Source organism: Acinetobacter sp. G11 (assembly GCF_049808495.1).
Lineage (GTDB): Bacteria > Pseudomonadota > Gammaproteobacteria > Pseudomonadales > Moraxellaceae > Acinetobacter > Acinetobacter kookii.
The window spans coordinates 51,260-70,588 of the sequence record NZ_JBNCAT010000007.1 but is presented as its reverse complement, the minus strand read 5'-3'; the positions used below and the strand labels follow the sequence as shown (position 1 = coordinate 70,588).

Here is a 19,329-nt window from a genome sequence, read left to right as displayed (position 1 = left end):
ATAAGTTTTTAGCAAAAAGCCTCCTTTCATAGGGGGCTTTTTGGTTTATAAGAGATATAAAAAACATTTATAATAGCTGAAATTTTATCTTATTTTTTTAGGTACTCTCCCGTGGCTATTCATGAAATCCGTCATCCGCTTATCCGACATAAACTAGGTTTGCTACGTCGTGCAGACATCAGTACAAAAAACTTCCGCGAATTGGCACAAGAAGTGACCATGCTGCTGACGTATGAAGCAACCAAAGACTTGCCGATGTGTGAGCATGAAATTGATGGCTGGAATGGCAAAGTGACTGTAGACCGCATTGCCGGTAAAAAAATTACCGTTGTCCCTATTCTGCGTGCCGGTATTGGCATGTTGGACGGTTTCCTGAACCTGATTCCAAGTGCGAAAGTCTCTGTACTGGGTCTTGAACGTGACGAAGAAACCTTGCAAGCGCGTACTTACTACAAAAAACTGGTACCCGATGTACAAAACCGTTTGGCAATGATTATCGACCCGATGCTGGCCACCGGTTCTTCACTGGTTGCAGCCATTGACGTATTGAAGGCGAGCGGCTGTAAAGATATCCGTGTCATGGTTTTAGTGGCTGCACCAGAAGGCATTAAAAAAGTAGAAGAAAAACATCCGGATGTCACCATTTTCACCGCCTCTATTGATGATGGTCTCAATGAAAATGGCTATATTGTTCCAGGTCTGGGTGACGCGGGCGATAAAATTTTCGGTTCAGTACAAAAAGACTGAGCCTTGAAGACAAATTAAAAGAGGCTTCATGCCTCTTTTTTTATATACTGTAGACATGGCATTTTTTAGCATAGGGCAGCAGCATGAAAAATGAAGTATATCAGGGGAAGATCAAGAAGTATGACCCTGAAAAAGGCTTTGGTTTTATTGGTTCGGCTGAAGGGGATATTTTCTTTCATATTTCAGATTTCCCTGCGGCAGAAGGTGAACCGAAACGTAATGAACGGGTAAAATTTGTAGCTGTGAAGAATGGCGACAAGTACAAGGCCGTTCGCATAGAGCGCGTTGCAGATCATTCAGCAAAAGCGAAAAAATCAAAAGTATCGACGCATAATCAGTCGATTACATCTGCCTTGTTGTCAAATTTTCGAGGCTGAATATTCCAGTTTTTTAGTTCAGCATGAGAATGTTCCGGGTTACTTTTGACGATGATCGGAAAAGAGGCTTTTTAGCCTCTTTTTTATTATAATAAGGAAAAATATAAATGAAAAAGAGTGTTTTATGTTGCTTCAGGGGAAAGTCAAAACCTATAACGCAGAGCGCGGTTTTGGATTTATTGCAGTACAGGAAGGGGAAGTGAAGGACATTTTCTTTCACATTAAAGATGTTCCCCAGAGCAGGGTCGAACCTAAAGTAGGGGAGAACTTAAAATTTATTATTGTGGAAGATGACGGCAAGTTCAAAGCCGATCGTATTATGCGACTGGACCTGCAGTCTGCCTCAGAGGATAGCATGCCGGTCAAGCCGGAAGGCAGAAAAAAGAAGACGGCTTCACCACGTTATAATAAAGCTTCACAGAAAGGCCGAATCCTGTCCGGCATTGTCCTGATCATTCTGGCAGGACTTGCTGTGATCGGTTATGATCAATATCAGGATTATCGCACCGCAGAGCAGCTGAAAGCACAGCAATTGATTATAGAGCAGCAGCGTATTGTGTCAGAACAGCGTGAAGCGCTGGGAGATTTACCCGAAGCGGTATTGTCGGAGCAAGGGCAGCGTAATCTGGCGGGTGAAACTTACAATACCACTAGACCGCGCTCGGAAAAAATTAGTGCCAGTATTGATCAGCAAAATGGCGTGAGGCTGGCAACAGCACAATTTAAATGTGATGAACGGCAGCATTGCAGTCAAATGAGCTCAAGAGCAGAAGCTGTGTGGTATGTGCAAAACTGTCCCAATCATAAAATGGATGGTGACGGTGACGGCATACCGTGTGAAAATGATTCACGCTGGTAATAAAAAAGCGCCATTTAGGCCACTGCTGTCCCATAATTTGAATTTTATTTCAGTATCGAATCAATATGATGATATTTTAAATTTAAGTATTTGATATTTAATTTTTCACAGCCTTGTCTTTTCTTTAAAAGTTGAGGTAACTTTGTGTAGGCTAAACCCTACTTTTGACAGACCAAAAGTAGGCAAAAGTCTTTATTCCCCATACACGACATCCTGTCGTGTATGGGGAATGTGTGGCATCCTTGCCACACTCACGAATCTAATACCTGGGATTCAACTATGGGACAGCAGTGCCATTTAGGCGCTTTTTTTAATATTTTTTATTCTTCACAGAATTTCATAAAGGCTTTTAGACCAGGTCCCTGATATTTTTGACGATGCACCAACATGAATAAAGGACGGGTCAGTTGCCAGAAAGGGGTGTCTAAAATGACCAGCTGACCTTTTTCACGTAAAGGTTCAATGGCGAGTTTCGAAATACAGGACATGCCTAAACCGCCAGCCACAATTTTAAGAATCGCTTCATTATGACCGAGTGTTAAACGGATATTGGCATCTGGAAGGTCTTTTAAAATGGCATTGTCAAACACCTCACGGGTACCTGAACCTTCTTCACGTAAAATCCATTCGACATGGTCAAAATCTTTAGCGGTAATTGCACGGTTCAGTTTTGCCAATGGATGCTCTGGTGAACAGCATACTGCCAGTTCATCGTCACGCCAGTGTATACACTGCAACTGTGGAAGATGACATGAACCTTCAATCAAGGCTAAATCCAGCTGGAACTGGTTCACGGCTTCAATCATCTGACGGGTATTGCCGACTTGCAACTGCAGATGTGCTTGCGGCTGAATTTTCAAAAAGTCCGCCATCAGGTCGGGCATCAGGTAATCACTGATGGTTAAGGTGGCCCCCAAGCGCAGGTCAATACTTTGCAATTCACCTTTGGCCGCCTGTTCAAAAGCTTCGCAGCGACCTAAAATTTCCAGCGCTTGCGGAAGTAAGAAACGACCTAAATCATTGAGTTGTAGACGTTTACCGAGACGGTCAAACAGTGGAGCACCCAAGCCATCTTCCAAATCCGCTAAAGCCATACTTGCAGCACTTTGCGTGAGCTTAACGGCATCGCTGGCTTTGGTTACTGTGCCTTCTTGTGCGACTGCTACAAAAACAGCCAACTGGCGTAAGGTCATGCGCATGAATAGAGCCTTAACATTTAAAAAATATTAATAAATTATGTGGTCATGCTACCATGAGCACAGTCTTTCATGCCACGCTGAAATCATGTCAATTGAAAAATTTAGCTTAGAAAAAGTTTTATCTGTACACCGCTGGACCAATACCTTATTCAGTTTTACCATGACTCGACCTGCGCATTTTAAATTTACCGCAGGTCAGTTTGCACGTATTGGCCTAAAAGTAGGCGATGAACTGGTGGTTCGGGCTTATTCCGTGGTGTCATCGCCCTTTGATGAAACCCTGGAATTCTTTTCAATTGTCGTGCCTGACGGTGCATTCACTTCTAACCTGCAACATCTACAAGTGGATGATGAGCTGTACCTGGAAAAAATCCCCTATGGTTTTTTAACCTTGGCACGTTATCAGCTTCCTTTGCCGCATGACTTGTGGTTACTCGCCACTGGCACGGGTCTGGCACCATTTATTTCCATGTTGCAAGACTTTGAAACCTGGTCGAAATATCAAAAGATCAATCTGGTCTATAGTGTGCGTACTGAAGCCGAACTGGCTTATGTCGGGCGTATTCAGGAAATTGCCGAAACCTTTGGTGAAGGTCATACGGGCTTTAAATTTGTCCCGATTATTACCCGTGACCCCCATGCAGCCTTGCATGACCGTTTACCGGTACTGATTGAAAATGGTGAACTGGAAAAAGTGGTGGGACTGCAATTCAATGTAGACACCAGCCATGTCATGCTGTGCGGTAACCCGCAAATGGTGGAAGACACCAAAGAAGCATTAAAAGCACGTGGCTTGAAAATGAACCGCCGTGGCGAAGGCAATATTGCGGTGGAGAATTATTGGTAAGTGACTTGAGGTAAAAAGAGGAGTTGGGGAAATTCAATCAGATGTAAATCATCTAAAAACTAATCCCTCCCGACCTCCCTTTAAAAAAGGGAGGAGATTTAGTCACAAAAAAAACCTCCAATGAGGAGGTTTTTTATGATCACTAGTTTAGTGAACAAACATATCAATAAATTCACGGATTTCCTGAATGGCAGTATCCACATCACTGGTCAGCCAGGTGGGTTCAAAAATCCCTGCATAATATTCAAGCCGTTCTTGGGGAACCACCAGACGGATCGGACATTCTTCTTCCAGTAAGCGCCAAGGAATAATGGGCACTTCATTGTCTATAAACGGGGCAATATTGCGAATGTCAATTACCATGGCATTGATGCATTCAGGAAACGGCATCACAGAAAATTCTTCGGTACGGCGACGGAAATATTCCAGATCACCCCATTTAAGCACGTAACTCGGCTTATTAAATTCAATAATCCCAATGAGATGTCCATCACGAGTGTAATGCAAACAACATTGATGAGTGACGTCAGTGTCCAAATCAAGCGTTACAGATTGCTGACGATACGCCATAAAGTTAAGCAGCATGAAAAACGAGGTGGATAATTATAGCTCATTTTAAGCCTTTCAGCACCTAAACCATGCTTCATCCTGAAAGCTCAGCCAAGTTTAAAAAATCGGTTAATTTTCCTATTTTAAAAACCGTAACTTAAACTCCTTTCCTCTGCATGGTTAAAATTTTGCTGGGGCTTCAATTAAAATAACAGTGTCTTGTTCCACATATAAAAATGGAATAACAGTCCCATAGACTGCGATAAAGGCAACAGCAGCAGTAACTTTAAAAGCGCTATAGAAAAGAATGACAGCCTGACTGGAAATTGAATCGACACACCCTTCTTGCCTTAAACACATTTAAACAACTGCTTTCTGAACTGCTGTTTTTTAAGTGAAAATTACAAGTCTTCACCATGTCACTATGCTTTTATACATAACTGATCAGGAAATATAGTTAATATAAATACATGGAATGAAATAAAAGAGGGGAAAAAACATGACACATGATTTTAATAAACCGCCTCATGTTACGAGTGAAGAAGAAAGATCTCAAAAAAAACGTTTGCCAGTGTATATCCTTCTTCTTGTAGGGGTGTTCTTCATTGCCGTACTGGTTTACATGTTTGCCTATACTAAACCGGAATCACAAGATGCTCCTCCAGGGCATCCTGACCCCACTGTCCAACCTGCCACACCAAACAATACCGCGACTACCGGCACTGCAACAGCAACCGATGAAGCCGTTGCTACAGATGCCGATACTGTAACAGAACCGGGTGAAAAAAGTGCAATAGGTGAGGCGACCGATAATGTCGGTATCGGCCGAGGAAACAGCAACTAAACGCATAATCTCAATGTCATTTTTTAAAGCTCTGGTCTGAAAGGATTGGAGCTTTTTGCAATCTAATGTGCGCTTTTGTTGTATTTATGCTGGTTTGTATTGAAGAAAAAATAATCGAATTCTAATGTGTTCTTAACGTCATCATTTTAGGTTGAGCTGAGCCAACATAAACCAGTATTCATCTGTAGAAATTCAATAAGTAATAACAAGAGGACATGACAATATGAATGAGTATTTTTCTGGAGGCCCTAGAGGGGGTGAATTTGATGCGATGTACTATTGGAATCAGTTTCATCCTATTCTCGCTGCCATCGCCATTTTAATCATAGGTTGGATTGTTGCCCTTATTATTGCGGCAGGAATTAAAAAAGTTTTACAAAAGCTTGGAACAAATCAAAGACTTTCTGGAGCGACAGGACATCGCTCAAATGTTGAAAATATCGTTTCACGTATCATCTTCTGGATTGTAATGATCATTGCCGTCATAGGCGCGTTGAATGTGCTGAATCTCACCAGCGTGAGCGGGCCATTCAGCAATATGATCCAGCAATTCCTGTTGTTTATTCCTCAACTTTTAGCAGCTATTGCGGTCGGTTTTATTGGCTGGATTGTTGCGAATCTGGTCAAAATGGGACTGCAAAAACTGCTGGACCGAACTGAGCTGGATGAAAAGTTAAGTGCTGATGTGGGTGTCAGCCCAATTAGCCAGAACATTAGTGACATTGTTTATTGGCTGATTTTGTTATTATTCTTGCCAATTGTACTGTCGATTCTGGGCTTAACCGGATTGCTGGCTCCAGTACAGAACATGGTGAATGAAGTTGTCTCATTCTTGCCGAATATCTTTATTGCCGCTGTGATTGTATTTGTCGGTTATATTCTGGCAAAAATTGTACGCGGTATTGTCGAAGGTCTGGTAGGTAGTTTAAATCTACAGCAGCATGCCCAGAAAATCGGGATGTTTAAAAATTCCAATCTGCCCCAGGTACTCGGCTCATTTGTCTTTGCGATTATTATCATTACTGCCTTGATTATTGGCTTTGAAGCGCTGGGCGTTGAAGCGATTTCACAACCGGCCACGGCCATGTTGTATGAAATCATGAATGCCATTCCACATATTATTGCAGCTGCCTTAATTCTTATTCTGGCGTATGTGGTGTCACGCTTTGTGGCTAAACTGGTGGTGGACATTGTTTCTGGAACGGGTGTGGATGAAATTCCTGCCAAAATGGATGCACAGCGCTTTTTAGGTACAACTAAAGTATCGTCAATTATTGGTTATCTGATTGTGTTCTTTACCATGCTGTTTGCGGTATCTGAAGCAGCAAACCGGCTTGGTTTTGAACAGATCAGTGTGCTGATTTCAATGTTTATTCAATTTGGTGCCAATATCTTGCTAGGTGCAGTCATCCTGATGATTGGATTCTGGCTGGCAAATCTGGTGGCCAAGGTGATTGGACGAGGTGAATATGTCAGTTCACGCTGGCTGGCAAATCTGGTTCGTATATTGATTATGGGCTTGGTGATTGCCATGGGCTTGCGTGCCATGGGTATTGCCGATTCCATTGTCAATCTGGCCTTTGGCTTAACTTTGGGTGCTGTCGCCGTTGCCTTCGCATTGGCCTTTGGTTTAGGTGGGCGCGATCCGGCACAACGTGTCTTGACTGACCTAATTGATAAATGCAAAAAAGAGGCGAAGCAGCCTAATCCCTTGCATCAGGACAATTCGGACCGAATCAGTTCAGGGCAGGATTCAAATTCAGTCTCCGCCCAGGCTGCGCGTGAATTTACTGAACATGAAAATGCTTTGACTCCTGATTTATCCAATCCAACTCCTGCTTCATTAACCACGGCACCACAAGAGGCACAAAAACCTGATCCAGATCAGAGTGTTCCGGATTCTATCCGCGTTGATCCTAAACACCCGCCAGAAAATAATCCTTTTGGATCTACAGGTGAGGCAGAATCTGATGTTGATCTTCACAGCAACACAGACAAAAATAATCCTAAGCCCAAAGATGACCAATAACTATTGCGGAAAGCAATAGGTCATATATTGCACAAACAAAGCGCTGCTTTGTTTGTGCACAACAGATGGGCATGCTTTTTGCTGCTCTATTATTAAGAAGCAGTCAGTAAGATGACCAGATTTTCTATTGCAAGCCTGAGATCCGTTAAAATATGCATTGTCAAAATTATGAACGGATCGTCAACAGACCCTAATCCTGAACAGGAGAGCAAAAAGAGTAAAAGAGAACCGAATAAGTTTCTTGCACCAATTGTGATCGCAGGTATAACAGTTGGGTTTCTTATGAGTGCATATAAATTTATATTTGCCAAACTTAAAGTTGAACATCAACAGAAAAAACCAGAATATCGAGAAAATTTAGATAAAAAATAATCAATAAATGCTCGATTGTTGGCATGTATTATGCTAAATATAATTGTAATATTTAAAGAATATAAAGACTTAGTTTTAATATTCTTGAAATATTCATCATTCTATACTGGGACGTATAAATAATTATTGAGGGGAAATTATGATGTTAGTTAAAAAACTTTTAGGTTTAGTCGGGCAAGCATTTCAACAAGACTGCCAACATACACAAGCAGTTGCAAAGATGGATCAAGCAATTGTGCGTATGCAGCAGAAGCAGAATATTGAAATTTTACGTACGGATTATTTAGAATAATTCAGTTGCAATGGATTAAACATATTGCGATGCGGCATGTGCAGACGCCCATGCCCATTGAAAATTAAAACCACCTAAATGACCCGACACATCCAGAACCTCACCGACAAAGTACAAGCCTTTCTGTTTTTTGCTTTCCATGGTCTTGGATGATACTTCAGTGGTATCAACACCGCCCAAGGTCACTTCCGCAGTCCGGTAGCCTTCGGTTCCTGAGGGTTTTACTTCAAAATGATGCAGGCGCTTGGCGACCTGTTCCAGTTTATCATCGCTCAAATTACCGATCGCTGTGTCGGCAAATTCTGCCCAGATCAGATTTTGCAGTTCCAGTACCACACTTTTTGGCAGATGCTCATTTAACAAGGTGCGTAGCAACACTTTGGGCTGGCTGGATTTCTTGGCTTTAAAGAAATCTGTCAGATCAAGATTAGGCAGGAAATTGATGTTAAAACTTTGGCCGACATTCCAGTAATTGGACAACTGTAATGAACTTGGGCCACTTAAACCGCGATGGGTAAACAGCAGGGCTTCGGTAAAACTGTTTAAATCATTCGACAGGGTAGCATCGACGGCATTACCGCTTAAACGGGTGGTCACTTCTTTAAACTGGTCGGAAAAAGTAAAGGGCACCAGGCCTGCACGGGTCGGGTGCACATGATGGCCGAACTGTTTGGCAATGTCATAACCAATCCCTGAGCCGCCCAGCGTCGGTACAGACAAACCTCCTGTTGCCACAACGACAGATTCAGCCTGGAAATAACCTAAAGTAGTCGCAACATGAAAACCTTGATCATCTATAGCAGTAACCGCTTTGACTTCACAGCTGGTTTTAATGTCGACCAGGCCGGTCTTGTCACATTCAGCCAGCAGCATGGCCAAAATTTCCTTAGCCCCGTTTAAGGTAAATAACTGACCGTGTTTACGTTCTTCATATTCAATGCCATGTTCACAGACCAGACCAATAAAGTCCCAGTTGGTATAGCGGCTTAAGGCCGAGATTACGAAGTGCGGGTTATGTGAAATGTAGTTTTCAGGCTCGACGTATAGATTGGTAAAATTACATTTACCGCCACCTGACATCAGGATTTTTTTGCCCACCTTGTTGGCTTTTTCCAGTACTAAAACTTTACGGCCACGCTGGGCTGCCATAAATGCCAACATCAGACCTGATGCACCTGCACCTAAAACAATGACATCATACTGATTTGTAGACATGAGTAACCCGTGGGAGATAAAAGCAGGGCATTATAGACAATTTTGCGCTCAATTTCAGGATAGATATTCATCTCTATGCCGGCCTTGCAAGCCGCCCGTATGAATGACCAAAATTCGTGAACCTTGCGGGAAGTAATTTTGCTGAATTAAACCCATCAGTCCGTACATCATTTTAGCGTTATAAACCTGTTCTAAATGAATGCGGTGCTCGGCTTCAAAGGACTGCATAAACTGTAACAGCGCTGGCGTGGTTTTGGCATAACCACCACAGCAGTAGGCATCGGTGATTTTCCAGTTTTTCTTCGTCGTCCATTGCTCGACCTCCGACTTTAAAAAATCGCCTTTTAAGGCCGAAAAACCTAGCACGTTCTGATGGGCTGCACTTGCCTCAATCAGCCCTGAAATGGTGCCACCTGTTCCAACGGCACAGCAGATCACGTCAAAATTGTGCCGGTCTTCGGCAGCTAAAATTTCCTTGCAGCCTTGAATGGCCAGCGTATTCGTTCCACCTTCGGGAATGAGGTAATGCTCCGGATAGTGCTGTTTTAAGGCGGCCAGATATTCAGGCTGATCTTTTTGCCGGTACTGTTCACGTGAAACAAAATGCAGTTGCATACCCAATTGCTGCGCCGTGGCCAAGGTAGGGTTGAGCGTTTTATCTTTGAGTTCTTCCCCCCGGATCATGCCTACACTGGCAAAGCCAAACAGATGCGCTGCATAAGCGGTGGCAGCAATATGATTGGAATAGGCACCGCCAAAAGTCAGGACTTTTTTAAACCCTTGCTGCTGTGCTTCCTGAAAGTTGTATTTCAGTTTAAAAAACTTGTTGCCGGAAATTTGTGGATGAATCTGATCCAAACGCTTCACGGTCACAGTCACGGGGGCATCCAGTCTTAGCTTTTGGTAAGTCACTGACTGGGCAATAGGGTCAAACATTTCATCATGATCCATCAATATGAGACTGCATTGTACGTAAAATAAAATGATTTATGGCACGCTGTTTTCGTCAGGATCATCACAGCGATATTTCAATATCAGGCAGGACCTGAAAATAATGCCTGATGATTTTTGCTCTTGCGCATATTTACACAGGGCTTATTTGTAAATATATCTTAAATAATTGAATTAAAATTATAAAAATAATGATTGAAAAATACTCATTAGTGTTAATCTAAAAGTTAGAACAATGATGAAAAAAGAGGATATGTGATGAAGACGCTATCCGTGGGTTTATCGCTATGCATGTTACTGTTAATGACAGCTTGCGATGCCGAAAATGATTATAACAAGCCGAAAACAGCACGTACCATGATTATTGGTGGTGTACCTGTGCATGATCAGGATTACCAGCTTTCTCAACTGAATGCGCGTGAAATCCAGCCTGTTGCTCAAGAGTAAACCGAGCTGAAACCGATATTTAATCTCATGTTAAATCAAGCTCGACCTGCCAATTGGCAGGTCTGAATTTATATGTATCTAAAAAATTATTACTGAAATGATATGCGGATTTTTTGTCTGTTTGAGTACATTCATAAAAATATATGTATACAGCCAATTTCATTGTAACTGTAACGATCTTTTACCCTATAAACCTCTATTTTATATTCCTCCATATCTCTCGCTACGCAGAGCCATACTTGTGTTCATTTCATCCATTTTCTAATAAATGAGGGCTTTGATTGCCTGCTTAGTGATTTATTAGGCGATTGATTTAATTCTTGGTGAATAATGCAGTGAAATTCTGAAAAAGAGGTGAAATTCAGAGGGATATTCAGGCTTTTAAATTGTAAAATTGCCGCGGAATTAATTTCAATAGGTGGACTTGTGGAATCATTTTGGATTTTGGGCTCAATTGCATTTGCCTTAATGCTAGGTGCAATGAGTCCCGGACCGACTTCGATTTATGTCGCTAAAAATTCAATTGCGATTTCACGTCGGCATGGTGTGTTTACCGCTTTAGGGACAGGCACAGGTGCTGCCATTTTCGGCCTGTTGGCTGTGCTTGGATTGCAGGCATTTTTATTGGCGGTGCCATCTGCTTATTTGGCTTTGAAAATTTGCGGCGGTTTATATTTGCTGTGGCTGGCGTTTAAAATTATTAAACATGCCAAAGCACCGATTGAATCTGGCCATGATTTACAGGCCCAAATGTCATTGCGCCGTGCATTCGCCACAGGCTTGATTACCCAGCTTTCCAATCCGAAAATTGCGATTGTGCTGGCCAGTATTTTTACCGCACTTTTACCCAAAGAAATTCCGACCTATTATTATTTTGTGTTGCCGCTACTGTGTTTCTTTATTGATGCAGGCTGGTGCTCACTGGTTGCAGTGGCCTTGTCGGCGGAAAAACCACGCCGTGTCTATTTAAAATTTAAAGCCGCTTTTGACCGTGCCGCAGGCGGGATCATGACGCTGTTGGGATTGAAGCTCATCTTTGGAATGAAGTAAATCACGGCATGGGTGAATCAATTTTGAATGGCTTACTCATTTCTTATTTTATAAAAACAGTGATTGATGCAAGAAGTGTATAGATCTATTCCCGGACTGAACCTTAAGATTAAAATAGAATGTAGAAAATAAAAGACCGACGATTCGAGTGATGATGAAATCGTCGGTCAAAAAATCTGTTGCAAGTTTTAGCTTGGGCTGCTGTTCCTCACTAAAACCTGAAACCAAGTTTATTGCTTTAGAAAAGTTCACCGAAAATATTGTGGATGCCGGTACAAATTAACGGTTTATGAACTTCGTACCCTATATAACGCAGCATTTTACAGATTGGTTGACAATAAAATGAAAAAAAACTCAATTTTTTTTATACTGATCATCTAAAAGTTGCTCATGCAGGCTTGTTGTGTCACTAACCCGATATTTTTTATGGTTTTTTTTCTTCTGTTTTATTTTTACCTGTATCTGCGGTGTATTGGCTGCTTTATTGCCAACCGGCATGGGCGGCATTCTGACCATCGTGCCTTATTTAACGGCCATGATTTTGGTGCTGTATAAGTTTTTAAAACAGCAACGACGCGCGCCAACCGCGCAAGAACAAAAAAAAATCACCTTGGGATTCAGCCTGATTTTCTGGGGCTATAACCTGGCCTTTTTATTGCTCGGCATTGTCCTTTTTGCCAAAAATGACCCCGAAGTCTGGCAGAATTTTCTTTTATATCTCAAAAATCCGCAATTTATGAGTATGGTGCTGATCATGGTCTTGCTGATTGCCATTCCGCTGTATCTTTTGACCTATTGGTTTTACGGCAAACAGGCACAGCGCATGGCGCAAAAAATGTTTGGCTAAACGAAACGGATGTAGGCTTGAGTTTTATACCGTCTTGATCTATAGATAAGAAAAAACAGGCGAGATCCGAAAATGCAAAAAGCATGTGTCTTGATTACAGGCGGCAGTGGTTTTATCGGCTCGCATCTGCTGCCTTATTTGTTGGATCGGGATTATGCCGTGGTGGGGCTGACCCGCCAGAAAAATAAACGCTCAAATCATCCGGATCTCATCTGGATTCAGCATTTAGATGAACTGAAAACCGACCGCATTGATTACGTGATCAACCTGGCGGGTGAAAGCATTGGACAGGGACGCTGGACAGCCAAAAGAAAACAACAACTGATTGAAAGTCGGGTAGAAACCACGCAGCAGCTCTATCGCTACCTGGAAAAAAGACAGATTTTTCCAAAGCGGATTATTTCCGGTTCCGCCGTTGGCTATTACGGTATAGACCCGACTGAACAATGGTTAGAAACATGTACCGAACAGTCCGCACCCCAGTCCATTTTTATGTCGGAATTGTGCCAGTTGTGGGAGCAGGCTGCCCTCAGTTTTAGTCAGCAAAAAACCACGATTATTCGTCTTGGCATTGTGTTTGGGAAAAATGGCGGGATTCTGCCGCGCATGCTCTTGCCGATTAAACTGAATCTGGCGGGACAGATTGGACACGGGCGGCAACCCGTCGTGTGGGTGCATGTTCAGGATGTGCTGCGTGCCATCGAATTTTTAATGCTGCATGAAACTGAAGCACAAATATTTAATGTCGTGTCACCTGAAAAAGTCTCGCAAGCGCAGTTTGTCCAAACTGCTGCCCAGGTCTTAAAACGTAAACCGGTGTTCTCTTTACCAGCTTTCGTTTTGCGATGCATGCTGGGTGAGCAGTCACAACTGGTATTGAATGGCCAATATGTACAATCACAAGCACTCAAAAAGGCCGGTTTTGAGTTTAAATATCCGACCTTGAACAGCGCTTTGGAAGAGATATTAGTGCACCATTAACTCTGCTTCAGATTTGAGGCGTGCAGGGCTGTAAGCTGCCGGGTTTACGAGAGGAGTTTGGCCCAGCATCAGCTGTCTGAGCAATTGTGCAGAGGCGGGACCCATACACAAGCCATTACGGAAATGTCCGAAGTTGGCCCACACATTCTCCATCTCGGGTATTTTACCGACATAAGGGATACCCGTTGGGGAACCTGGTCTTAAACCGGCCCATTGTTTTTCGATGGGAAAATTAGCCAGTTCGGGAACCATCTCGAAACAGGCCTTCAGAATTTTCTGCTTGGTTGCTACTGTTGGGGTGGTGTCAAAACCGCAATCCGCCATACTGGAACCACAGACCACATGACCGTCCAGACGTGGAATTAAATACATCACATCATTCATGCACATGGTCGGCAACCAGTTTGCCGGGGTTTTAAACAGCACCATCTGTCCCTGAACCGGACGAACTGGAATTTCCAGGTCCAGTTGTTCAGACCAGCGCTGCGACCATGCGCCAGTGGCGATCACAAACTGATCTGCATCATACGTTTTGCCATTTTTAGCCTGTACAGACTGAACCTTGCCATTTTTGATATTGAACTGTTCAATCGGGCAGTGTTCGATAAATTCGACTTGTGGATGCTGTTTTAAATAGGCCACCATAGATTGCAGTAAGCGCGGGTTTCGAACATTGGCAATCTGGGGGAAATAAATGGCGTGTTGAAATTTGGCGTCAATAAAAGGATTTAGCTGTTCAATCTGTTCCTGTTGTAAATATTCACATTGCTGCATTGGTTCCTGAAACTGCTCGGCATAATTCAGACCGCTTTCAAAATCAGCTTCATCAAAAATCAGCATACCGCTTTCATGAATTTCAAAATCAATGCCTGAAACAGGCTTTAACTTTTTGTTCCACCCTAAATACAATGACTTGCCATATTGCGCCAGTTGATTCACCGCGTGCGGATAGCGCCAGGGATACATCGGGGAGAGAATCCCGCCACCGGCCCAGGAGGCAGCTTTTCCTGCCTGCTGCTGATCGAAAATCATCACGGAACATCCCTGTTCCAACAGCTCTAAAGCAGACAGCAGACCGCTAATGCCCGCTCCAATAATGGCAATTTTCATCGCTTAGACCACAAATCCTTATTTCATGTCTTTCAGTTTAAGAGCTGCTTCTTCGGCAAAGTAGGTCCAGATGCCGTCAGCACCGGCACGGCGGCAACTCATCAGGGATTCAATAATCACGCTGTCGGACAGCCAGCCATTTTGAATGGCACCGGCCAGCATGGCGTATTCACCACTGACCTGATACACGAATGTCGGAACCCCAAACGTGTCTTTCACTTCACGGACGATATCCAGATAAGGCATGCCCGGTTTGACAATCACCATGTCTGCACCTTCCTGAATATCCAGGGCAATTTCATGCAGCGCTTCGGCACGGTTGCCGATGTCCATTTGGTAATTGTACTTGTTGCCACCTTTCAGGTTTGTCGATGAACCGACGGCATCACGGAAGGGACCATAGAAGCTGGAGGCATATTTGGCTGAATAAGCCATGATATTGGTATAGATATGACCATTGGCTTCCAGCGCATGACGAATAGCACCAATCCGGCCATCCATCATGTCACTCGGTGCAACCACATCTGCACCGGCTTCGGCATGACTTAAGGCTTGTTTAATCAGACATTCTACTGTTTCATCATTTAGTACATAGCCGGTGTCATCAATGATGCCATCCTGACCATGCGTGGTATAGGGGTCTAAAGCGCCATCCGTGATCAGCACCATTTCTGGCAATTCTTTTTTTAGCAGGCGAACGGTATTTTGGACCAGACCGTCTTCACGCCAGGCCGCTTCAGCGGACAGACTTTTATCTTCTTGTGGCGTAACTGGAAATAGCGCTAATTTAGAAACGCCCAATTCCAGTAGACGTTCAGATTTTTTTAACAGCAGGTCGGCAGACAGACGCTGTACATTCGGCATGCTTGGAATGTCTTGGGTTTGGTTCTGCCCCGGAAGGACGAATACTGGGTAAATGAGATGATCGGTCGTCAGCTGGGTTTCACGTACCATGGCACGTAACTGGTCGTTTTTACGGATGCGGCGCATGCGGGTAGCGGGAAATGCTGGACGATTGAACGTATAGGTCATAACAATCTCAATGATCAGTATTAAACTTTGGCTATTGTAGCCCTAGAATATGTTTTTGGGTGATGTTTAACAGATTTTTATTCAATCAGGAAATTCGAGCGAATGGTAAACGAAAGAGAAAAAAGTTGGACCGGTCATATACATTTAGGCTCGAAAGTTGATATTGATGTACTGCTGAACCAGTTATGCAAGGCTTTTAACAAATCTCCTTTCTTTCAGCACAATGGCATGAACATGCGGGTGGTGGATGGGCAGATTGAGGCCCATATCGACATGCAGCCGTATATGATTGGCAATGTGGCCTTCCAGATTTTGCATGGCGGCGTTGCGGCGACCATTTTGGACAGCATTGGCGGTATTGTGGCCATGGGGGAGCTGTACAAGAAAGCCACGCCTGATGATTTGCCCGAGACTATTAAAAAGGTATCGCGTCTGGCAACAGTCGATATGCGGGTCGATTATCTCGCGCCGGGTCGTGGCAAGTCCTTTACCGCACATGCCGAAACTTTACGTTTAGGCCGTAAGGGATGCACCATGCGCATGACTTTAGTGAATGATGAAGACAAACCGATTGCAACCGCAATTGCTTCTTATGCGTATTAAGTTTGTTTTAAGCCTGACAAGGTAAAAGAAGTAAAACCAAGAGCAATAATTCGGCATTGAATGAAAATTCGGTGCCGAATTTGTTTTCTAAACTGGTGAGTTACATTTTTATTCTCATATTATGAATTTTTACCATTAAAATTGGCAGTATAAAATTGAAAAAATGACTTTCTCATCGATATCATCTCAGGGCAACTCTTGTCTCTATGCCTGTAGCTTACACTACAAGGCATTCAGGATGGCTGGTGACCAAGTTTGTTGGATTTAGGACATATTGATGACAGATGCTCAAAACACCCTGCCAGAAACAAAAAACGATGAACCCGTTTCAGATACGACCTTAAAAGCCAAGCGTAAAAAAGCCTTGGGTTTTGTCGCGCTGATTTTAATCATTGCCATGATTTTGTATGCCGTCTGGACAGTATTTTTCAACCATTCTGTTGATACCGACAATGCCTATGTCGGGGCTGAAACAGCGTCAATTACTTCCATGGTGACTGGACAGGTTGAACAGGTACTGGTGAGTGATACTCAAACGGTCAAAAAAGGTCAGCTGCTGGTTCGTGTTGATCAGCGTGATGCAGAAATTTCCCTGGCTACCGCCAAAGCGGAACTGGTCAAGGCGCAGCGTCAATACAAGCAGACGCAGGCCAATAGCAGCTCGCTGAATTCACAGATTTTTGTCAGTGATGATGCCATTCATAGTGCCGAAGCCAAAGTGGCCGAGGCCAAAGCAGAAATGGACAAGGCACAGGATGACTTAAACCGCCGTGAAAAGCTCAGTGTCTCTGGGGCCATTTCTAAAGAAGAACTCAGTACGGCACAAAGTGCGCTGACTACTGCCAAAGCGGGTTATACATCGGCTCAAGCGGGTTTGGCGCAAGCGAAATCCAGCCAAAAAGCCGCACAAAGCAACCTGGCGGCCAATGAAGCGCTGATTCGCGGTGCCGATGAAAATAGTACCCCGGACGTGCTGGTTGCACAGGCCAAATTAAAGCAGGCCTTGCTAGATCTGGAACGTACCGAAATCAAGGCACCTTTTGATGGGGTAGTGACACGCCGTAATATTCAGGTCGGTCAGCGTGTGGCACCCGGCACAGTATTGATGATGGTGGTACCTACCTCACAGCTGTATGTTGATGCCAATTTTAAAGAAAGCCAGCTGGAGAAAGTCCGTCCCGGTCAAAAAGCGGTGTTAACCTCTGACCTGTATGGCGATTCAGTTGAGTATCACGGCACGGTACAAGGTTTCTCTGGCGGAACTGGTTCTGCTTTTGCCCTGATTCCGGCACAAAATGCGACGGGTAACTGGATTAAGGTGGTTCAGCGCTTGCCGGTTCGCATCAAGCTTGATCCCAAAGAACTGGCTGAACATCCATTAAGGGTCGGCTTGTCCATGGAAGCGAAGATCGATTTGTCTTCGAAGTAGTCATGTATGAATAACTACGCTCCAATACCGAACCTGACTGGCGGCCGCTTGCTTCTGGCGGCATTTGTACTGGCCTTTGCCAACTTTATGGTCGTGCTGGACATGACCATTGCCAATGTCTCGGTTCCGCATATTACCGGCAGCCTTGCGGTTTCTGCATCGCAAGGGACCTGGGTCATTACCTCCTATGCCGTTGCCGAAGCCATTTGTGTGCCTTTAACCGGTTGGCTGGCGGGACGCTTTGGCACGGTCCGGATTTTTGTCATCAGCCTGTTCGGCTTTACCCTGTTTTCGGTGCTATGCGGTTTATCCACCAGCCTGGAAATGCTGGTATTTTGCCGGATTGGACAAGGCCTGTTTGGCGGGCCGATTATGCCGCTCAGTCAAACCCTGCTGATGCGTATTTTCCCGCCGGAGAAACAGTCTCAGGCCATGGGCATGTGGGCCATGACCACCGTTGTGGGACCCATTTTGGGGCCAATTCTGGGCGGGACCATTAGCGATAACTGGTCCTGGCACTGGATTTTCTTTATCAATATTCCGGTCGGGATTGGCTGTGCGCTCGCTGCGATGCGTTTGCTGAAATCTGCGGAAACAGCAACCAATACACTGAAAATTGATAGGGGCGGATTAATGCTGCTGATTTTATGGATTGGGGCATTGCAGCTGATGCTGGATTTAGGCCATGAGTATGACTGGTTTAATCATCCCTTTATTGTCATTTTGGCCATGATTGCCTTGATCGGGCTCATCGTTTTTACCATTTGGGAGCTTACAGAGCGTCATCCGGTGGTCAATATCCAGATCTTCAGATATCGTGGTTTTACCATTTCTGTCCTGGCTCTGGCCTTTGGTTTTGGTGCTTTCTTTGGCAGTATTGTCATGATTCCCCAGTGGTTACAGGTGAATCTGGGCTATACCGCCACCTGGGCGGGGTATCTGACCGCAACCATGGGTTTTGGCAGTTTGCTGATGTCGCCCATTGTGGCCAAACTGGCGACCAAATATGATCAGCGCGCTTTGGCCAGTTTTGGTTTGTGCCTGTTGGGCGGGGTAACCTTGATGCGGGCCTTCTGGACCACAGAAGCCGACTTTATGGCCTTGGCATTGCCGCAAATCTTGCAAGGTTTTGCCGTACCGTTCTTCTTTATTCCACTCTCGAATATGGCGCTGGCTTCAGTGTTGCCACAGGAAATGGCTTCTGCCGCAGGGTTGATGAACTTCCTCAGAACCATGGCCGGGGCAATTGGTGCGTCGATTGCGGTAACCCTGTGGGATGATCATGCAAAGGTGGCACGTAGTGAGATGGCAGGAAGCCTGCATGTGGATGAAGTGCAAAATACCTTGCTGCAAAGAGGAATGAGTCCAGAAAGCAGTTTGGCCTATATTTCGAGTCTGGTCGATAAAGAAGCCTCTACCTTATCTGCCAACCATGTGTTTTTAATTCTGGCGATGGTGTTTGTTTTTGCCGCGCTGATTATCTGGCTATGTCCAAGACCCAAAAGCGGTGTCACCGGGAGTGGACATGTACATTAATCAAAAACCGCTT

General features: G+C 44.2%; 23 protein-coding genes. 16 read left to right on the top strand and 7 right to left on the bottom strand.

The window, feature by feature from the left end; genetic code table 11:
• Positions 1–111: 111 nt before the first annotated feature.
• The 3 genes from upp (at position 112) to ACPUEY_RS04810 (ending at position 1,983) form a co-directional block, all read left to right on the top strand.
• Complete coding sequence (upp, locus tag ACPUEY_RS04820; RefSeq protein ID WP_092818846.1) at positions 112–747, top strand: uracil phosphoribosyltransferase; 636 nt, start codon at positions 112–114, stop codon at positions 745–747.
• Positions 748–830: 83 nt separating this feature from the next.
• Complete coding sequence (locus ACPUEY_RS04815) at positions 831–1,124, top strand: cold shock domain-containing protein (RefSeq protein WP_092818845.1); 294 nt, start codon at positions 831–833, stop codon at positions 1,122–1,124.
• Positions 1,125–1,248: 124 nt separating this feature from the next.
• Positions 1,249–1,983 (top strand): cold shock domain-containing protein, encoded by a 735-nt coding sequence (locus ACPUEY_RS04810; RefSeq protein WP_092818844.1) that lies wholly within the window; start codon positions 1,249–1,251, stop codon positions 1,981–1,983.
• A gap of 320 nt (positions 1,984–2,303) precedes the next feature.
• Here the strand turns inward: ACPUEY_RS04810 and gigC are convergent, their stop codons facing one another.
• Positions 2,304–3,182: a LysR family transcriptional regulator GigC gene (gene gigC, locus ACPUEY_RS04805; RefSeq protein WP_425121318.1), complete on the bottom strand. Its 879-nt coding sequence runs from the start codon at positions 3,180–3,182 to the stop codon at positions 2,304–2,306.
• Between the two features lie 85 nt (positions 3,183–3,267).
• On the opposite strand from gigC, the gene ACPUEY_RS04800 reads away from it, so the two are divergent.
• Positions 3,268–4,029, top strand: a complete 762-nt coding sequence (locus tag ACPUEY_RS04800) for a ferredoxin--NADP reductase (protein WP_425121317.1) — start codon at positions 3,268–3,270, stop codon at positions 4,027–4,029.
• 147 nt (positions 4,030–4,176) lie between these two features.
• Here the strand turns inward: ACPUEY_RS04800 and ACPUEY_RS04795 are convergent, their stop codons facing one another.
• Together ACPUEY_RS04795 and ACPUEY_RS04790 are read right to left on the bottom strand one after the other, a co-directional pair.
• Positions 4,177–4,599 (bottom strand): hypothetical protein, encoded by a 423-nt coding sequence (locus ACPUEY_RS04795; protein ID WP_092818970.1) that lies wholly within the window; start codon positions 4,597–4,599, stop codon positions 4,177–4,179.
• A gap of 159 nt (positions 4,600–4,758) precedes the next feature.
• A complete protein-coding gene (locus ACPUEY_RS04790) occupies positions 4,759–4,938 on the bottom strand; it encodes a hypothetical protein (protein ID WP_425121316.1) in 180 nt (59 codons plus the stop codon).
• A 139-nt stretch (positions 4,939–5,077) separates the two neighbouring features.
• Between ACPUEY_RS04790 and ACPUEY_RS04785 the strand changes: the two genes are divergently transcribed.
• From ACPUEY_RS04785 to ACPUEY_RS04770, 4 genes are all read left to right on the top strand, one after another.
• Positions 5,078–5,422: a hypothetical protein gene (locus tag ACPUEY_RS04785; protein ID WP_092818839.1), complete on the top strand. Its 345-nt coding sequence runs from the start codon at positions 5,078–5,080 to the stop codon at positions 5,420–5,422.
• A gap of 223 nt (positions 5,423–5,645) precedes the next feature.
• Complete coding sequence (locus ACPUEY_RS04780; RefSeq protein WP_425121315.1) at positions 5,646–7,451, top strand: mechanosensitive ion channel; 1,806 nt, start codon at positions 5,646–5,648, stop codon at positions 7,449–7,451.
• Between the two features lie 168 nt (positions 7,452–7,619).
• The gene (locus ACPUEY_RS04775; RefSeq protein ID WP_261182891.1) at positions 7,620–7,823 is read left to right on the top strand and encodes a hypothetical protein; all 204 of its coding nucleotides are present in this window, start codon (positions 7,620–7,622) and stop codon (positions 7,821–7,823) included.
• Between the two features lie 139 nt (positions 7,824–7,962).
• Positions 7,963–8,115: a hypothetical protein gene (locus ACPUEY_RS04770; RefSeq protein WP_165493294.1), complete on the top strand. Its 153-nt coding sequence runs from the start codon at positions 7,963–7,965 to the stop codon at positions 8,113–8,115.
• A 15-nt stretch (positions 8,116–8,130) separates the two neighbouring features.
• Here ACPUEY_RS04770 and ACPUEY_RS04765 read toward each other — a convergent pair whose 3' ends face one another.
• Together ACPUEY_RS04765 and ACPUEY_RS04760 are read right to left on the bottom strand one after the other, a co-directional pair.
• Positions 8,131–9,330 (bottom strand): NAD(P)/FAD-dependent oxidoreductase, encoded by a 1,200-nt coding sequence (locus ACPUEY_RS04765; RefSeq protein ID WP_425121314.1) that lies wholly within the window; start codon positions 9,328–9,330, stop codon positions 8,131–8,133.
• Positions 9,331–9,384: 54 nt separating this feature from the next.
• On the bottom strand, positions 9,385–10,266 hold the full coding sequence (locus ACPUEY_RS04760; RefSeq protein WP_425121313.1) for a 1-aminocyclopropane-1-carboxylate deaminase/D-cysteine desulfhydrase: 882 nt from the start codon (positions 10,264–10,266) through the stop codon (positions 9,385–9,387).
• Positions 10,267–10,539: 273 nt separating this feature from the next.
• Here ACPUEY_RS04760 and ACPUEY_RS04755 point away from each other — a divergent pair, with 273 nt between their 5' ends.
• The 5 genes from ACPUEY_RS04755 (at position 10,540) to ACPUEY_RS04735 (ending at position 13,606) form a co-directional block, all read left to right on the top strand.
• A complete protein-coding gene (locus ACPUEY_RS04755) occupies positions 10,540–10,728 on the top strand; it encodes an NF038215 family lipoprotein (RefSeq protein ID WP_261182878.1) in 189 nt (62 codons plus the stop codon).
• Positions 10,729–11,154: 426 nt separating this feature from the next.
• On the top strand, positions 11,155–11,778 hold the full coding sequence (locus tag ACPUEY_RS04750) for a LysE family translocator (RefSeq protein WP_425121312.1): 624 nt from the start codon (positions 11,155–11,157) through the stop codon (positions 11,776–11,778).
• 154 nt (positions 11,779–11,932) lie between these two features.
• Positions 11,933–12,061, top strand: coding sequence for a hypothetical protein (locus tag ACPUEY_RS04745; protein WP_265092669.1), 129 nt, complete (start codon positions 11,933–11,935; stop codon positions 12,059–12,061).
• 120 nt (positions 12,062–12,181) lie between these two features.
• Positions 12,182–12,625, top strand: a complete 444-nt coding sequence (locus tag ACPUEY_RS04740) for an ABZJ_00895 family protein (RefSeq protein WP_092818833.1) — start codon at positions 12,182–12,184, stop codon at positions 12,623–12,625.
• Between the two features lie 72 nt (positions 12,626–12,697).
• Positions 12,698–13,606 carry a TIGR01777 family oxidoreductase gene (locus tag ACPUEY_RS04735; protein WP_261182875.1) on the top strand — a complete coding sequence of 303 codons (909 nt, stop codon included), beginning with the start codon at positions 12,698–12,700 and terminating at the stop codon, positions 13,604–13,606.
• Here the strand turns inward: ACPUEY_RS04735 and thiO are convergent.
• Positions 13,592–14,716, bottom strand: a complete 1,125-nt coding sequence (gene thiO / locus ACPUEY_RS04730; RefSeq protein WP_425121311.1) for a glycine oxidase ThiO — start codon at positions 14,714–14,716, stop codon at positions 13,592–13,594. The genes ACPUEY_RS04735 and thiO overlap by 15 nt on opposite strands.
• Before the next feature lie 18 nt (positions 14,717–14,734).
• On the bottom strand, positions 14,735–15,748 hold the full coding sequence (gene hemB / locus ACPUEY_RS04725) for a porphobilinogen synthase (protein WP_092818830.1): 1,014 nt from the start codon (positions 15,746–15,748) through the stop codon (positions 14,735–14,737).
• Between the two features lie 102 nt (positions 15,749–15,850).
• Between hemB and ACPUEY_RS04720 the strand changes: the two genes are divergently transcribed.
• The 3 genes from ACPUEY_RS04720 to ACPUEY_RS04710 all read left to right on the top strand — a co-directional run bounded on the left by ACPUEY_RS04720 (position 15,851) and on the right by ACPUEY_RS04710 (position 19,316).
• Complete coding sequence (locus tag ACPUEY_RS04720; RefSeq protein ID WP_425121310.1) at positions 15,851–16,351, top strand: thioesterase family protein; 501 nt, start codon at positions 15,851–15,853, stop codon at positions 16,349–16,351.
• Between the two features lie 277 nt (positions 16,352–16,628).
• Positions 16,629–17,780 (top strand): HlyD family efflux transporter periplasmic adaptor subunit, encoded by a 1,152-nt coding sequence (locus tag ACPUEY_RS04715; protein ID WP_425121309.1) that lies wholly within the window; start codon positions 16,629–16,631, stop codon positions 17,778–17,780.
• A 6-nt stretch (positions 17,781–17,786) separates the two neighbouring features.
• Positions 17,787–19,316 carry a DHA2 family efflux MFS transporter permease subunit gene (locus ACPUEY_RS04710; protein WP_425121308.1) on the top strand — a complete coding sequence of 510 codons (1,530 nt, stop codon included), beginning with the start codon at positions 17,787–17,789 and terminating at the stop codon, positions 19,314–19,316.
• Positions 19,317–19,329 lie beyond the last annotated feature (13 nt).

Excerpts from the sequence above, each read along its gene's own strand:
- ACPUEY_RS04785 (WP_092818839.1), top strand. The coding sequence starts at position 5,078 with ATGACACATGATTTTAATAAACCGCCTCATGTTACGAGTGAAGAAGAA.
- ACPUEY_RS04810 (WP_092818844.1), top strand. The coding sequence starts at position 1,249 with ATGTTGCTTCAGGGGAAAGTCAAAACCTATAACGCAGAGCGCGGTTTT.
- ACPUEY_RS04710 (WP_425121308.1), top strand. The coding sequence starts at position 17,787 with ATGAATAACTACGCTCCAATACCGAACCTGACTGGCGGCCGCTTGCTT.
- ACPUEY_RS04720 (WP_425121310.1), top strand. The coding sequence starts at position 15,851 with ATGGTAAACGAAAGAGAAAAAAGTTGGACCGGTCATATACATTTAGGC.
- ACPUEY_RS04800 (WP_425121317.1), top strand. The coding sequence starts at position 3,268 with ATGTCAATTGAAAAATTTAGCTTAGAAAAAGTTTTATCTGTACACCGC.
- ACPUEY_RS04795 (WP_092818970.1), bottom strand. The coding sequence starts at position 4,599 with ATGGCGTATCGTCAGCAATCTGTAACGCTTGATTTGGACACTGACGTC.
- ACPUEY_RS04735 (WP_261182875.1), top strand. The coding sequence starts at position 12,698 with ATGCAAAAAGCATGTGTCTTGATTACAGGCGGCAGTGGTTTTATCGGC.
- ACPUEY_RS04790 (WP_425121316.1), bottom strand. The coding sequence starts at position 4,938 with ATGTGTTTAAGGCAAGAAGGGTGTGTCGATTCAATTTCCAGTCAGGCT.
- ACPUEY_RS04715 (WP_425121309.1), top strand. The coding sequence starts at position 16,629 with ATGACAGATGCTCAAAACACCCTGCCAGAAACAAAAAACGATGAACCC.
- ACPUEY_RS04770 (WP_165493294.1), top strand. The coding sequence starts at position 7,963 with ATGATGTTAGTTAAAAAACTTTTAGGTTTAGTCGGGCAAGCATTTCAA.
- ACPUEY_RS04755 (WP_261182878.1), top strand. The coding sequence starts at position 10,540 with ATGAAGACGCTATCCGTGGGTTTATCGCTATGCATGTTACTGTTAATG.
- ACPUEY_RS04760 (WP_425121313.1), bottom strand. The coding sequence starts at position 10,266 with ATGTTTGACCCTATTGCCCAGTCAGTGACTTACCAAAAGCTAAGACTG.
- ACPUEY_RS04775 (WP_261182891.1), top strand. The coding sequence starts at position 7,620 with ATGAACGGATCGTCAACAGACCCTAATCCTGAACAGGAGAGCAAAAAG.
- ACPUEY_RS04780 (WP_425121315.1), top strand. The coding sequence starts at position 5,646 with ATGAATGAGTATTTTTCTGGAGGCCCTAGAGGGGGTGAATTTGATGCG.
- hemB (WP_092818830.1), bottom strand. The coding sequence starts at position 15,748 with ATGACCTATACGTTCAATCGTCCAGCATTTCCCGCTACCCGCATGCGC.
- ACPUEY_RS04745 (WP_265092669.1), top strand. The coding sequence starts at position 11,933 with ATGAAATCGTCGGTCAAAAAATCTGTTGCAAGTTTTAGCTTGGGCTGC.
- ACPUEY_RS04815 (WP_092818845.1), top strand. The coding sequence starts at position 831 with ATGAAAAATGAAGTATATCAGGGGAAGATCAAGAAGTATGACCCTGAA.
- ACPUEY_RS04765 (WP_425121314.1), bottom strand. The coding sequence starts at position 9,330 with ATGTCTACAAATCAGTATGATGTCATTGTTTTAGGTGCAGGTGCATCA.
- gigC (WP_425121318.1), bottom strand. The coding sequence starts at position 3,182 with ATGCGCATGACCTTACGCCAGTTGGCTGTTTTTGTAGCAGTCGCACAA.
- thiO (WP_425121311.1), bottom strand. The coding sequence starts at position 14,716 with ATGAAAATTGCCATTATTGGAGCGGGCATTAGCGGTCTGCTGTCTGCT.